A 13,052-nucleotide genomic window follows, 5' to 3' on the forward strand; every position below is an offset into this window, starting at 1 on the left:
CCCAGCGCCCGGCTTTTTTATGTGCGCCATATCGAGGTTCAGCCGCACCCACGAAGAGGGGGCCTCAGCGGGAGTTTGCGAGGCTTTTGAACGCCTCCAGCGCCCGCTCCCGCGTGGCGGAGAGGTCGCACATCGGCTGTGGATAACCGTCAGGCCCGAACAGGCCCTGCTTCGACGGATCGTGCAGCGCGCGCCCCTGCAGTCCGGCCAGCTCCGGAACCCAGCGGCGGATGAAGCGGCCGTCCGGGTCGAAGCGCTCGGATTGCGAGATCGGGTTGAAGATGCGGAAGTAGGGCGCCGCATCGGTCCCCGTGGAGGCGCTCCACTGCCAGCCGCCGTTGTTCGCCGCCAGGTCGCCGTCGATCAGGTGGCGCATGAACCAGCGTTCCCCCTCGCGCCAGTCGATCAGCAGGTTCTTGGTCAGGAACATCGCCACCACCATGCGCAGGCGGTTGTGCATCCAGCCGGTGGCGAGCAACTGGCGCATGGCGGCGTCGATGATGGGGAAGCCGGTACGACCCTGCTGCCAGTCTTCCAGGTCCTTCTTGTCCTGGCGCCACTTCAGCTTCTCGGTGTCTTCGCGGAATGCGCGGTGCCGGCTCACGCGCGGGAAGCCGACCAGGATGTGCTTGTAGAACTCGCGCCAGAGCAGCTCGTTGATCCAGCTGACTGCGCCACTGTTGCCGGTCTCGAACTCGCCATGGTTATTCGCCAGCGCCGCATGCAGGCATTGCCGGGGCGAGAGCACGCCAGCGGCCAGGTAGGGCGATAGGCGGCTGGTGCCGTCGCGGGCGGGAAGGTCGCGGGTGTCCTGGTAGGTCCTGAGGATCTCGTCGGTGAACAGCACGATGCGCTCGTGCGCGGCGTCTTCGCCAGCGGGCCATTCTTCGCGCAGTTGCGGCGGCGGAGGCTCGAAGCCTTCTATGTATTCGGGCACCTCATCGCTGGCGATATTCAGCTCCTGCTGTGAGCGGGGCGCAGGCACAAGGCTGGGTACGCCCAGGTTGAGGCGTTCGTAGCAGACCTTGCGGAACTGGCTGTAGACCTGGAAGTAGGTGCCGCTCTTGGTGAGGATGGTGCCGGGTGTGAAGAACAGCTGGTCAAGGTGGCTGCGCAAGCGGACACCGCTGTGCACCAGCTCCCTCTCCACGGCGGCGTCGCGGGCCGTTTCGTTGACGCCGTACTCCTCGTTCACGTGCAGCGTCTCGATGTCCAGCTCGCGGCAGAGTTGCGCGATGACCTTCGGTGCCTCATCCCAGTGGTCCGCTGTGCGGATGAGCAGCGGGATGTGCAGCTCGCCGAGGCCGGTGCGCAGCTCGCGCAGGTTGCGCAGCCAGAAGTCGACCTTGCTCGGTGCATCGTCGTGGCGTTGCCACTGGCTGGGGCTGAGCAGGTAAAGGGCTATCACCGGTCCGCGCTCGGCGGCGGCGTGCAGGGCACTGTTGTCGCGCAGGCGCAGGTCGGTGCGCAGCCAGACGAGTTGGCGCTTCATGCAGCCTCCCCGTTGAGCAGGTGCAGCTCGCGCAGCAGGTCGAACGCGGCGACTGGGTCGCTCGCCAGGTGCAGCGGCGGTTCGCCGATGTCCAGTTCCTGCAGCGCATCGGGGTGGATGGCAGTGGCGGGGCCGGCCAGCAGGCGCGGGCAGTCGACGCCAGCCAGCAGTCTGGGCAGTTGCACCAGATTCAGCGTGTGGCTGGAGTAGAGCAGCACGGCGCGTGGCTGCAGTCGCTCCACCGCCAGTGCCAACTCGCCCGGCGGTAGCGGGCAGTCGAATATTTCCAGTGGGCAGCCGGCGCTGCTGGCCAGCCAGGCGGTGAGCCACAGGCCCGGCTCCAGCGGCAAGCCGGACTGGTTGACCAGCAGCAGCGGGGCACCGCGTTGCTGGCGGTTGTGGTGGTACAGGCGGGTGCCGAACTTGGTGCGCAGCCAGGTATGGAAGAACACCCGTTCCAGCTGCGCGCCGAACTGGCCCTGCCAGCGCCGTTCCAGTTCGTCCAGCAGCGGCAGCATCAATTGTTCGCAGAGTGTCTGTGCGGGGTAGATCGCCAGCGCGCCATTGAACAGTTCGTCCAACTGGCGCTCGCTGATTCGGCCGATGGCGGCGATGCATTGCTGGCGCAGGTCGTCCCAGGGGGAGGCGGAGGTGTCCAGCGGCAGCGGCGCGTTGTCGTCGAGTAGCGCGCGGATCTTGCTCACTGCCACGCCTCGGCCGAGCCAGGTAAGGATGGCCTGGATGCGCGAGACCTGCGCTTCGGAGTAGAGGCGGTGGCCCTTGGGCGTGCGCTGGGGGACGACCAGGCCGTAGCGGCGTTCCCAGGCGCGCAGGGTGACCGGGTTGACGCCGGTGCGCCGGGATACTTCGCGGATCGGCAGCCAGCCGTCGGCCAGGGCCTGGCGGTAGTCGTCGTCCGACTCGCGGTGAGGGTGGTCGGGGTTCATGGGGATCCTGTGGGTACGTCAGATGGCATTGCGCAGGCTCAGGTCTTCCGGGTGCGGTTGCAGGTAAGCCTGAGCGTCGATGTAGGGGTGCGGGTGCAGGCGGAAGTGGTGCTTGAGCAGGGTCAGCGGCACCACCAGCGGTATCACGCCTTCGCGGTACTGATCGATCAGGCGCTGCATCTCGGCCTTCTCGGCGGAGGGCAGGTCGTGCTTGAGGTAGCCGGCCAGGTGCTGCAGGACATTGCTGTGGGTGCCGCGGGTGGCGCAACTACCCAGGGCCTGCATGAAGTCGCGGAAATAGCCCGGGGCGAAGTCTTCCAGCGGCTGTTCGCCGATCTTCGCCAGACGCTGGCCGAGGGCGCTGTACTGACGCGGGTTGTGTGCCAGCAGCTGGTACTTGTAGCGCGAGTGGAAGGTGATCACTGCATGGCGCGTGAGGCCCTGGGTACAGAGCTTCTGCCATTCGGCGTAGGCGAAGACGCGAGTGAGGAAGTTCTCGCGGATTACCGGATCGTTGAGCCGGCCTTCTTCTTCCACCGGCAGTTCCGGGCGCGCGGCGCAGAAGGTTTCCGTGTACAGCCCGCGCCCGCCCGCTGAGCGCAACTGGCCGTCGAAGCGGTACAGCTTCACCCGGTACAGGCCGCAGGAGGGCGATTGCTGCATGAAGATGTAGCCACAGATGTCCTGCTGCAGAGTGGCCTGCTGGCGGCCGAAATTGCGCAGGGCTTCGCTGACGTCGCGGCCGCCCTCGCGCTGGATCAGCGCGCGGGGATCATCCTGGTCGCCCACCAGGCGCAGGGTTGGGCGTGGCACGCCGAGGCCGATGGCGACTTCTGGGCACAGCGGGACGAAGTCGAAATAGCGGCTGAGCACGTCCAGGCACAGGCGCGAGGCCTTGTGCCCGCCGTTGTAGCGCACCGGTTCGCCCAGCAGGCAGGCGCTGATGCCGAGCTTGGGACGTGGCGGGATGCTGGACATGGTTTTGACCGATTTCTTGTACATGATGATTTATTTGTACAACTATCGGCCAGGATAGACGCAAGCCTGTACAAGTGCAAAGCTTTGTACAGGGGCGCGACGCCAGCGTGGGGCTTCACGGCCTCTCCGGAAGGTGAGGGCCGTGCGCGATCAGAGGTGTTCGAGCAGGCGGCGGGCGGCTTCCAGGCCGCTCAGCCAGGCGCCTTCTACGCGACCGGAAAGGCACCAGTCGCCGCAGGCGTAGATGCCCAGGTCAGCATCGGCGAGGGCGCCGAACTGATGGGCTTCCATGGGCCGGGCGTAGAGCCAGCGGTGGGCGAGTGCGAAGTCGGGCGCGTGCACGGCGCAGCCGATCAACTCGGCGAAGGCCCCGCGCAGGTGTTCGATCACGCTTTCCTTGGGCAGGTCGATGTGCTGCTTGCTCCAGCCGCTGGCGGCGTGCAGCACCCAGGTGTCCAGTTGTTCGTCGCGCCCCGGCTTGGAGTGGTTGCTGGCCAGCCAGGACAGCGGGCCCTCGTGGACGAAGCAGCCTTGCACCGGCGTATCCAGCGGTTCGCGGAAGGCCAGGGCGACGGCCCAGGTGGGTTCCATGGGAATGCTCGCGGCGGCGGCGGCCAGCTTAGGCGCGCTGGCCAGGAGGGCGGCGGCCTGTGGCGCAGGGGTGGCGACCAGCACGCGGCTGAACGGACCGTGCGTCTGCCCCTCGGAGTCCTGCAGGTGCCAGTGCTCCTCGCCGCGGTATACCTCGGTGATGCGACAGGCGAAGGTGACGACCTGGTCCTGCAGCAGTGCACGAGTAATCGCGCTCATGCGCGGGGTGCCGACCCAGCGTGGCTGCTCGTCGGGAGAGGGGCTGAGCTCGCCGTCGCGGTACTGGTAGAGGGCTGGGTCCCATTCGGCGACCCAGCCATGCTCGCGCCACTGCTGAATGGCGTCGAGGAAGCGCCGGTCGCGGGCGGTGAAGTACTGTGCGCCGAGGTCCAGTGCACCGGCCTCGCTGCGCTTGCTGGCCATCCGGCCGCCGCTGCCGTGGCCCTTGTCGAACAGCTGGACGTCCTGTCCGGCGTCACGCAGGGCGTGGGCCGCCGAGAGTCCGGCGATACCGGTGCCGATAATGGCAATGGGGGCGCTCATGACATGCCTCGTATTCTGTGTCTTTCAGCGTAACGAGCGGGATGCTCTTGTACAAACGAAACTATCTGTACAATTGTTTTTCAGTTGCCTGCGCTCGTCATCGATAGGAATCCGATCATCGGAACCTTCGGTGCCGCATCGGTTCATTCAGAGATGAGCCCGGCTCGGGTTCCGGCACTTACAGCGTAGACCTCGCCGCAGAGGGAGTGTCAATGCAATCGCCTCCCTCTCGTCCAGACTGATGGAAGGTGGAACAACGCAACAAGGAGTTCGCCATGCATATTCTCTTGACCGGTGGTACCGGCCTGATCGGCCGCCGCCTCTGCCGCCAGTGGAGCGCCGAGGGGCACCAGCTCACCGTGCTCAGCCGCCAGCCGCAGCGCGTTCCGTCGCTGTGCGGCGAGACGGTGCGCGGCATCGCCGACTTCGAAGGCTATGGCGACGGGCCGCTGGACGCAGTGGTCAACCTGGCCGGCGAGCCGATTGCCGACAAGCCGTGGAGTGCCCGGCGCAAGGCCTTGCTGTGGGACAGCCGGGTGCGCCTGACCGAGCGCCTGGTGGCCTGGCTGGAAAGCCGCAGCCAGCGCCCGGCAGTGCTGATCAACGGCTCGGCGGTCGGCTGGTATGGCGACGCGGGTGAGCGCCCGTTGGAAGAGAACAGCGCAGCGGCCGGCGAAGACTTCGCCAGCGAGCTGTGCCTGGCCTGGGAGCAGATCGCCCGCGAGGCCGAGGCACTGGGCATCCGTGTGGTCCTGGTGCGTACCGGGTTGGTGCTGGCGCCCGAAGGTGGCTTCCTCAAGCGCCTGTTGCCGCCGTTCCGCCTGGGCGCGGGCGGGCGATTGGGGGACGGTCGCCAGTGGATGTCCTGGATCCATATAGAGGACCAGATCGCCCTGATCGATTTTCTTTTGCGCAAGGCCGATGCCGAGGGTCCCTATAATGCTTGCGCGCCGCAGCCGGTGCGCAACCGTGACTTCACCCAGGAGCTGGGCCAGGCACTGCACCGGCCGACGCTGATGCCCATGCCGGGTTTCGCCCTGCGCCTGCTGCTGGGCGAGATGTCGACCCTGCTGCTGGGCGGCCAGCGCATCGTGCCGCGACGCCTGCTGGACGCCGGCTTCGAGTTTCGTTTCCCGGAGCTGAAGGAGGCCCTGGCCGACGTGCTTCGCGAGGCCCGCTGAACCCCGGCCTGCCGAGGCCCTGCGACATCGGTGACAGCCTCGGGGCCTCTTGATGGAGCGAGCTGCGTGTAAACTGCGCAGCCCGCACGATGACCGCCTACCGCACCGGTTTAAGGACACTGCATGACCCAAAACGCCCTCCTGCTGGTCAACCTGGGATCGCCGGCTTCCACCCGGGTCGAGGACGTGCGCCGCTACCTCGATCAATTCCTCATGGACCCCTACGTGATCGATCTGCCCTGGCCGATTCGCCGGCTGCTGGTTTCGCTGGTGCTGCGCAAGCGCCCGGAGGAGTCCGCCCATGCCTATGCGTCGATCTGGTGGGACGACGGCTCGCCGCTGGTCGTGCTGAGCCGCCGCCTGCAGGAGGCCGTCCGGCCGTTCTGGTCGCATGGCCCGGTGGAGCTGGGCATGCGCTACGGCGAGCCGTCCATCGAGGGTGCGCTGCTGCGCCTGAGCCAGCAGGGCATTACCCAGGTGACCTTCGCGCCGCTCTACCCGCAGTTCGCCGACAGCACCACCACCACCGCCATCGAGGAAGCCCGCCGGGTCATGCGCGAGCATGGCCTCAAGCTGGAGCTGAAGGTGCTGCCGCCGTTCTACGCGGAGCCCGAGTACCGCCAGGCGCTGGTGGATAGCGTGAAGCCCTATCTGGAGCAGCCCTATGACCATCTGTTGCTGAGCTTCCATGGCTTGCCCGAGTCTCACATCCGCAAGCTGGTGAAGGACAAGAGCCACGACCTCACCGCCAGCTCCAGCCGGGGCGTGCACGAGGACGTCATGGCTGTCTGTTACCGCAGCCAGTGCCTGCGCACGGCCGAAGACTTCGCCGCGGGTGCCGGGCTGGAGGACGGGCGCTGGTCGGTGTCCTTCCAGTCGCGTCTGGGACGCAACAAGTGGATCGAGCCCTATACCGAGGCACAGCTGGACAAACTCGGCAAGCAGGGCGTGAAACGGCTGCTGGTGATGTGCCCGGCCTTCGTCGCCGATTGCATCGAGACGCTGGAAGAAATCGGCCAGCGCGGCAACGAGCAGTTCCGTGCGGCAGGTGGCGAGGAGCTGGTGCTGGTGCCTTGCCTGAATGACCAGGAGTTGTGGGCGCGGGCGTTGGCGAAGTTGTGCGAGCGGACGCCGGCCGCGATCTGATCGACTTCGGCGCTCTGGCTTCCCCTCACCCTGACCCTCTCCCTGAGGGAGAGGGGAGCGTTCGGTACAGGATGAAAGCTCCGCGTCAGCCGGCTCGGATTGCCCCCTCTCCCTTTGGGAGAGGGCTGGGGTGAGAGTATCTCCGGTACTTGCCTGCTCTTCGTAGGAGCGCCCCTGCTGAAACCCGGCGGCCAGCCTCTGACCACCCATTCATCAGCCAACGGCCGACGCACGCATTCAGAGACCTGATAGTGCGCGCGCTGTGTGTTCGCAATGCCTACTCTGCGGGTCTCCCCTTCGCCTTCGCCGCGATTGGCGGCGTATCAGGAGCCCGGCATGAACAACAACAATAACGGCTACCCCTCCAGTGCCGTGGCCTGGTCCACGGTTGCGATCCTTATGGTCGCCTACGTGCTTTCCTTCATCGACCGACAGATTCTCAACCTGCTGGTCGGCCCCATCCGCCGCGACCTGGAAATCAGCGACACGCAGATGAGCCTGCTGATGGGCCTGTCCTTCGCGCTGTTCTATACCCTGTGCGGCATTCCCCTCGGGCGCATGGCGGACAGCCGCAGCCGCCGCGGGCTGATCACCGTCGGCGTGCTGATCTGGAGCGCCATGACCGCCGCCTGCGGCCTGGCCAAGCAGTACTGGCACTTCCTGCTGTTCCGCGTCGGTGTCGGCGTGGGCGAGGCGGCATTGTCGCCGGCAGCCTATTCGCTGATCGCCGACAGCTTTCCGGCCAATCGCCGCGCCACCGCCATCAGCGTCTACTCCATGGGCATCTACCTCGGCTCGGGCCTGGCCTTCCTGCTCGGCGGCCTGGTGATTAAGTTCGCCTCGGCCCAGGGCGACGTGCACCTGCCGGTCCTCGGTGAAGTGCGCCCCTGGCAGCTGATCTTCCTGATTCTCGGCGCGGCCGGCGTGCTGTTCACCCTGCTGATGCTCGCAGTCAAGGAGCCGACCCGTCGTGGCGTGGGGGCCGGCGTGGTGGTGCCAATGAGCGAGGTGGGCGCCTACCTGCGCGCCAACCGCAAGACGGTGATCTGCCACAACTTCGGCTTCGCCTGCATCTCCTTCGCCAGCTACGGCAGCGGCGCCTGGGTGCCGACCTTCTTCGTCCGCACCTATGGCTGGGACGCCGGCCACGTGGGCGTGGTGTACGGCAGCATCGTCGCCGTGTTCGGCTGCCTGGGCATCGTCTGCGGTGGCCGCCTGGCCGACTACTGGGCCAAGCGCGGGCGCACCGACGCCAACATGCGCGTGGGCCTGCTGGCCGCCATCCTGGCCATCCCGCTGAGCCTGGTCTACCCGCTGCTGGACAGTGCCAATGCGGCTGCCGCGATGATGGCGCCCATCGTGTTCTTCCTCAGCATGCCCTTCGGCGTCGCCCCGGCGGCGATCCAGGAAATCATGCCCAACTCCATGCGCGGCCAGGCCTCGGCCATCTACCTGTTCGTGGTCACGCTGCTGGGCCTGGGCGTAGGCCCCACCGCCATCGCCCTGGTCACCGACTACGTGTTCGCCGACGACATGGCGCTGCGTTATTCGCTGTTGATCGTCAGCGCCGTGGCCCTGCTGGCGGGCGCGCTGTTCCTGGCCAACGGCCTGAAGCCATACCGGGCCAGCCTCGAGCACCTCAAGAGCTGGAGCCTGAAGGGCGACAGCGGCAGCGGCGCGATGCAACGCCAGCCGGCCTGATACTGCCAGTTCGGCACCGAGCCCCCGCGCAGCGATGCGCGGGGGCTTTTCTTTGTGCGTGGCACAATGCGACGGAACATGGGTTCGAGGGGAGATTTCCAGCATGGAAGGAAAGGGCATTCGTGCAGGGCTGCTTGTCCTGGGGGCACTGGCGCTGTGCGCTCCGGCAGGAGCGAACGAGCCTTGGGTGGCGTTCACGCAGAACGACCTCATCGGCTTCAAGGATGCGCAGGGCACGGTGCAGGTCCCGCCCAGGCTCAGCCCGATGTTCACGATGGCGCGGCGCTTCGAGCACATCATCGCCACCGGGGAGGAAACCGCCGACGGTTACCGCACCTACCACCTGCTGCGCGATGGTCGTCGGGTGGCGCCGGATGCGGTCTACTTCTTCGACAACGCGCCGGTCTGCGAGAGTGAGAACAGCATCCGCTTCCGCGATCGCCAGCGTGACAAGGTGGGGTTCCTCGATGGCCATGGCCGGGTGCTGATCCCGGCCGAGCTGAGCGACGCCAGTGCCATGCGTAACGGCATGGTCATGGCGCTGACGGGGGCCCGCCGAACCTGCGCCGATCCGGGTATCAGCCTGGAGCATTGTGAACACCGAGGCTGGAAGGGCGGCACCGAGTTGCTGCTCGACCGCCATGGCAAGGCGCTGGTGTCGAACTTCGACAGCACCCGTGCTGGCGCGCTGGACTGGTTCTCGCGGCAGGTGAGCGAACAACCCTCCAACGACCCGCGCCGCGTCTCCTTCCAGGGAGTCGACGGTCGTTACATCAGCTTCGTCGACATCGAGAAGGACTTCGCCCTCTGGTTCAGGGACGTTTTTCTCGCGCAGCTCGATGATGATTCGCTGAAGGCGCACAGCTACTCGCGAGTCTGGCACGGTCAGGGCAGCGAATCGCTGGATGACTGGCAGGCCGCTCCGGTGGACGATGTTTTGCGCCAACACGTGGCCGGGCTGCGCAAGCGCCTGGAAACCCTGCGTGCGTCAGGTGGCTATGGCGTGCGCCAGGACGACATGGGCTGGCCGTTCGACCCCGAGAGCGACCCGCAGTACTTCGACAACTGCGGCGACTTCGCTCAGTGGATGACGCCCAAGGTCTCGGCCATGGAGCACTGGGAGCAGGGCTCATTCGAGCCGGCCAAGCATGCGAGTTTCGATTTCATCCGCACCGCCGACGGGTATCGGCTGGTGGCGTTTTCAATTCCGAAACAGTGAAGTCCCGGTTGTGCAGGAACTCTAGGAGCGAGCTTGCTCGCGAACGCGGTTTAGCCAGGGACATTGGCATCAGGCGGTTCGCGAGCAAGCTCGCTCCTACAAGGGCCAGGCGCGCGGATCAAACAGAGAAAAAAGCCCCGCGGATGCGGGGCTTTTTCATTCAGTGCGCCGTGGCTGGCGTGCCGGCTTCAGCAGGCTTCTTGTCCGGCTTGGCCAGCAGCGTGTACACGCAGGGCAGGACGAACAGGGTGAACAGCGTACCGACGCTCATGCCCGTGGCGATCACCACGCCGATGTCGAAGCGGCTGACCGCGCCGGCGCCGCTGGCGAACAGCAGCGGGGTCACGCCCAGCACCATCGCCGCGGTGGTCATCAGCACCGGGCGCAGGCGGATCGCCGCGGCTTCCTCGACCGCCTCGCGCACCGACAGGCCACGCTCATGGCGCAGCTGGTTGGCGAACTCGACGATGAGGATGCCGTGCTTGCTGATCAGGCCGATCAGCGTCACCAGGCCGACCTGGGTGTAGATGTTCAGGCTCGACAGGCCGAGGAACAGCGGGATCAGCGCGCCACAGATCGACAACGGCACGGTGACCATGATCACCAATGGGTCGCGGAAGCTCTCGAACTGTGCCGCCAGCACCAGGAAGATCACTGCCAATGCCAGGGCGAAGGTGATCATCAGCGCGCTGCCTTCCTGCACGAACTGCCGCGAGGCGCCTGCGTAGTCGAAGGAGAAGCCGCGCGGCGATTCCTCTTCGGCGAAACCGCGCACCGTCTCGATGGCCTCGCCCATGCTGACCATGGGCACGCCGGAGATGATTGCCGAGTTCAATTGCTGGAACTGGTTGAGCTGGCGCGGGCGGGCGCGCTCGTGGAAGGTCACCAGGGTGGACAGCGAGATCAGCTGGCCGCTCTGGCTCTTCACGTAGTAGTTGTTCAGCCAGCTCGGGTTGTCGCGGTAGGCGCGCTCGACCTGGGCGATCACCTTGTAGCTGCGCCCGTCGATGGTGAAGCGGTTGATCTCGCCTTCACCCAGCAGCGCGCCGAGGGACACGCCCAGGTCCTGCATGCTGACGCCCATCTGCGCGGCCTTGGCGCGGTCGATGTCGACCACCAGTTCGGGCTTGTCGAAGGCCAGGTCGAGGTCGAGGAAGGCGAACTTGCCTGATTCCTCGGCACGCTTCTTCACCCGCTCGGCCACCTGCAGCAGGGACTGGTAGTCGCTGGCGGTGTTGATCACGAACTGGAACGGCAGGCCCTCGCCGGTCCCTGGCAGCGACGGCAGGTTGAAGCCGAAGATCTGCAGGCCGGGAATCTTGTTCAGCTCTTCCTGTACCGCGTGGAGCAGTTCCATCTGGCTACGGTCGCGCTCGTCCCAGGGCTTGAGCAGCATGCCGCCGATGCCGGTCTGCACGCCGTTGTAGCCGTTGATCTGGAACGCCGAATAGTACTCGGGGAACTTGCGGAAGATACCCTCGAACTCGGCGGTGTACTTCGACAGGTAATCCAGGTTCGCCGTCTGCGGTGCGTTGGCCATGATGAAGACGATGCCCTGGTCTTCCTCCGGCGCCAGTTCCTTGTGGGTGAACATCAACAGCAGCGGGATGATCGCCAGCACCAGCAGGGCGAAGACGATTACCACCGGACGGCTGTTCAGCGTGCCATGCAGGGCGCGCTGATAACGCTGCTTGAGACCCTCGAAGATCAGGTCCAGGCGATGCGCCAGGCCGCTGGGGTTTTCGTCGTGGCGCAGCAGGCGCGAGCACATCATCGGCGACAGCGTCAGGGCGACGATGCCGGAGATGATTACCGCACCGGCGAGGGTGAAGGCGAACTCCTTGAACAGCGCGCCGGTCAGGCCGCTGAGGAAGCCGATGGGCGCATACACGGCGGCCAGGGTGATGGTCATGGTCACCACCGGCACGGCGATTTCCCGCGCGCCCTCGATGGCGCCCTGGAACGGCGACTTGCCCTCCTCGATGTGGCGGTGGATGTTCTCCACCACGACGATGGCGTCGTCCACCACCAGGCCGATGGCGAGCACCATCGCCAGCAGCGTCAGCAGGTTGATCGAATAGCCCATCATCTGCATGAAGAACAGCACGCCGATCATCGACAGCGGGATGGTCACCACCGGGATGATCACCGAGCGGAACGCGCCGAGGAACAGGAATACCACGACGATGACGATCAGGATCGCCTCGGCCAGGGTCTTCACCACTTCGTCGATGGATGCCTGGATGAAGCGCGTGGCGTCGTAGGCGATGGAGACTTTCAGGCCCGGCGGCAGCTGCTCTTCCAGCTCCGGCATCTTGGCGCGGACTTCCTTGATCACGTCCAGCGGGTTGGAGCTGGGCGTGCCCTTGATGCCGATGTACACGGAGGGGATGCCGTTGAACGAGCTGACCGCGTCATAGCTCGCCGCGCCCAGTTCGATGCGCGCCACGTCACCCATCAGCACGCGGCGGTCGCCTGCGGTCTTCAGCGGAATGGCGGCGAAGGCTTCCGGGGATTTCAGGTCGGTGGTGGCGTTCACCGAGGTGACCACCAGCTCGCCCTTCACCTCGCCGGCGGCGGAGAGGAAGTTGTACTCGCGCACTGCGCTGGCCACGTCGCCGGCGGTAATGCCGTAGGCGGCCATCTTCACCGGGTCCAGCCACAGGCGCATGGCGAACACCTGGTTGCCGAGGATCTCGGCTTCGGCGATGCCCGGCAGGGTGGCGAGCTTGGGCTGGATCACCCGCGACAGGTAGTCGGTGATCTGCGGGTTGTTCATCTGCTCGCTGAAGAAGCTGATGTACATCAGCGCCGAGGCGTCGGCCGCTTCCTTGTCGAGGATCGGGTCCTCGGCATCCGGCGGCAGCTGGGTCTTCACCTCGCCGATCTTCGACAGCAACTCGGTGACCAGGCGATCGGTGTTGGCGCCGATGTGCGCGTAGATCGAGATCACCGAGTAGTTCTGCCGGCTCACCGAGGTCATGTAGTCGATGCCTTCGGCGCTGGCGAGGCTCTGCTGCAGCGGCTGGGTGATGTAGCCCTGGATGGTCTCGGCGTTGGCGCCGGCATAGAAGGTGGTGACGGTGATCAGCGCGTTTTCCATCTGCGGATATTCGCGGATCACCAGCTTGCTGAAGGCCTGCATGCCGAGCAGGACGATCAGCAGGCTGACCACGGTCGCCAGCACGGGGCGACGGATAAAGGGATCGGTGAACATAGCTCAATCCTTTAATGCGGACCCTGCCGGATGACGG

Annotated in this window: 9 protein-coding genes; 4 read left to right on the plus strand and 5 right to left on the minus strand. The window is 66.0% G+C overall.

All coding sequences use genetic code 11. From position 1 onward, the window contains the following. Positions 1–64: 64 nt before the first annotated feature. The 4 genes from phrB to GJV37_RS00195 form a co-directional block, all read right to left on the minus strand. The gene (gene phrB, locus GJV37_RS00180; RefSeq protein ID WP_024762577.1) at positions 65–1,492 is read right to left on the minus strand and encodes a deoxyribodipyrimidine photo-lyase; all 1,428 of its coding nucleotides are present in this window, start codon (positions 1,490–1,492) and stop codon (positions 65–67) included. After that, the gene (locus GJV37_RS00185; protein ID WP_193452059.1) at positions 1,489–2,439 is read right to left on the minus strand and encodes a MerR family transcriptional regulator; all 951 of its coding nucleotides are present in this window, start codon (positions 2,437–2,439) and stop codon (positions 1,489–1,491) included. Before GJV37_RS00185 ends, phrB begins: the two co-directional genes overlap by 4 nt. Before the next feature lie 18 nt (positions 2,440–2,457). Continuing rightward, positions 2,458–3,417, minus strand: a complete 960-nt coding sequence (locus tag GJV37_RS00190; RefSeq protein ID WP_193452299.1) for a YbgA family protein — start codon at positions 3,415–3,417, stop codon at positions 2,458–2,460. Positions 3,418–3,567: 150 nt separating this feature from the next. After that, a complete protein-coding gene (locus GJV37_RS00195) occupies positions 3,568–4,551 on the minus strand; it encodes an NAD(P)/FAD-dependent oxidoreductase (protein WP_024762580.1) in 984 nt (327 codons plus the stop codon). Positions 4,552–4,826: 275 nt separating this feature from the next. On the opposite strand from GJV37_RS00195, the gene GJV37_RS00200 reads away from it, so the two are divergent. The 4 genes from GJV37_RS00200 to GJV37_RS00215 all read left to right on the plus strand — a co-directional run bounded on the left by GJV37_RS00200 (position 4,827) and on the right by GJV37_RS00215 (position 9,798). After that, positions 4,827–5,732 carry a TIGR01777 family oxidoreductase gene (locus GJV37_RS00200; RefSeq protein ID WP_170859797.1) on the plus strand — a complete coding sequence of 302 codons (906 nt, stop codon included), beginning with the start codon at positions 4,827–4,829 and terminating at the stop codon, positions 5,730–5,732. 123 nt (positions 5,733–5,855) lie between these two features. Further along, the gene (gene hemH, locus GJV37_RS00205) at positions 5,856–6,878 is read left to right on the plus strand and encodes a ferrochelatase (protein ID WP_024762582.1); all 1,023 of its coding nucleotides are present in this window, start codon (positions 5,856–5,858) and stop codon (positions 6,876–6,878) included. Between the two features lie 336 nt (positions 6,879–7,214). Then, positions 7,215–8,579 (plus strand): spinster family MFS transporter, encoded by a 1,365-nt coding sequence (locus GJV37_RS00210; protein WP_084358742.1) that lies wholly within the window; start codon positions 7,215–7,217, stop codon positions 8,577–8,579. A 187-nt stretch (positions 8,580–8,766) separates the two neighbouring features. Next, a complete protein-coding gene (locus GJV37_RS00215) occupies positions 8,767–9,798 on the plus strand; it encodes a hypothetical protein (protein WP_193452060.1) in 1,032 nt (343 codons plus the stop codon). Between the two features lie 160 nt (positions 9,799–9,958). Here GJV37_RS00215 and GJV37_RS00220 read toward each other — a convergent pair whose 3' ends face one another. Beyond that, entirely contained in the window at positions 9,959–13,015 is a 3,057-nt protein-coding gene (locus GJV37_RS00220) for a multidrug efflux RND transporter permease subunit (RefSeq protein WP_054909822.1), read from the minus strand. Between the last annotated feature and the right edge of the window lie 37 nt (positions 13,016–13,052).

Source organism: Pseudomonas nitroreducens (assembly GCF_010994165.1).
GTDB classification, from domain to species: Bacteria; Pseudomonadota; Gammaproteobacteria; order Pseudomonadales; family Pseudomonadaceae; genus Pseudomonas; species Pseudomonas nitroreducens.

What these genes read in the sequence shown, in the direction of transcription:
- GJV37_RS00210 (WP_084358742.1), top strand. Translation starts at nt 7,215, where the DNA reads ATGAACAACAACAATAACGGCTACCCCTCCAGTGCCGTGGCCTGGTCC.
- GJV37_RS00185 (WP_193452059.1), bottom strand. Translation starts at nt 2,439, where the DNA reads ATGAACCCCGACCACCCTCACCGCGAGTCGGACGACGACTACCGCCAG.
- GJV37_RS00200 (WP_170859797.1), top strand. Translation starts at nt 4,827, where the DNA reads ATGCATATTCTCTTGACCGGTGGTACCGGCCTGATCGGCCGCCGCCTC.
- hemH (WP_024762582.1), top strand. Translation starts at nt 5,856, where the DNA reads ATGACCCAAAACGCCCTCCTGCTGGTCAACCTGGGATCGCCGGCTTCC.
- GJV37_RS00190 (WP_193452299.1), bottom strand. Translation starts at nt 3,417, where the DNA reads ATGTCCAGCATCCCGCCACGTCCCAAGCTCGGCATCAGCGCCTGCCTG.
- phrB (WP_024762577.1), bottom strand. Translation starts at nt 1,492, where the DNA reads ATGAAGCGCCAACTCGTCTGGCTGCGCACCGACCTGCGCCTGCGCGAC.
- GJV37_RS00220 (WP_054909822.1), bottom strand. Translation starts at nt 13,015, where the DNA reads ATGTTCACCGATCCCTTTATCCGTCGCCCCGTGCTGGCGACCGTGGTC.
- GJV37_RS00195 (WP_024762580.1), bottom strand. Translation starts at nt 4,551, where the DNA reads ATGAGCGCCCCCATTGCCATTATCGGCACCGGTATCGCCGGACTCTCG.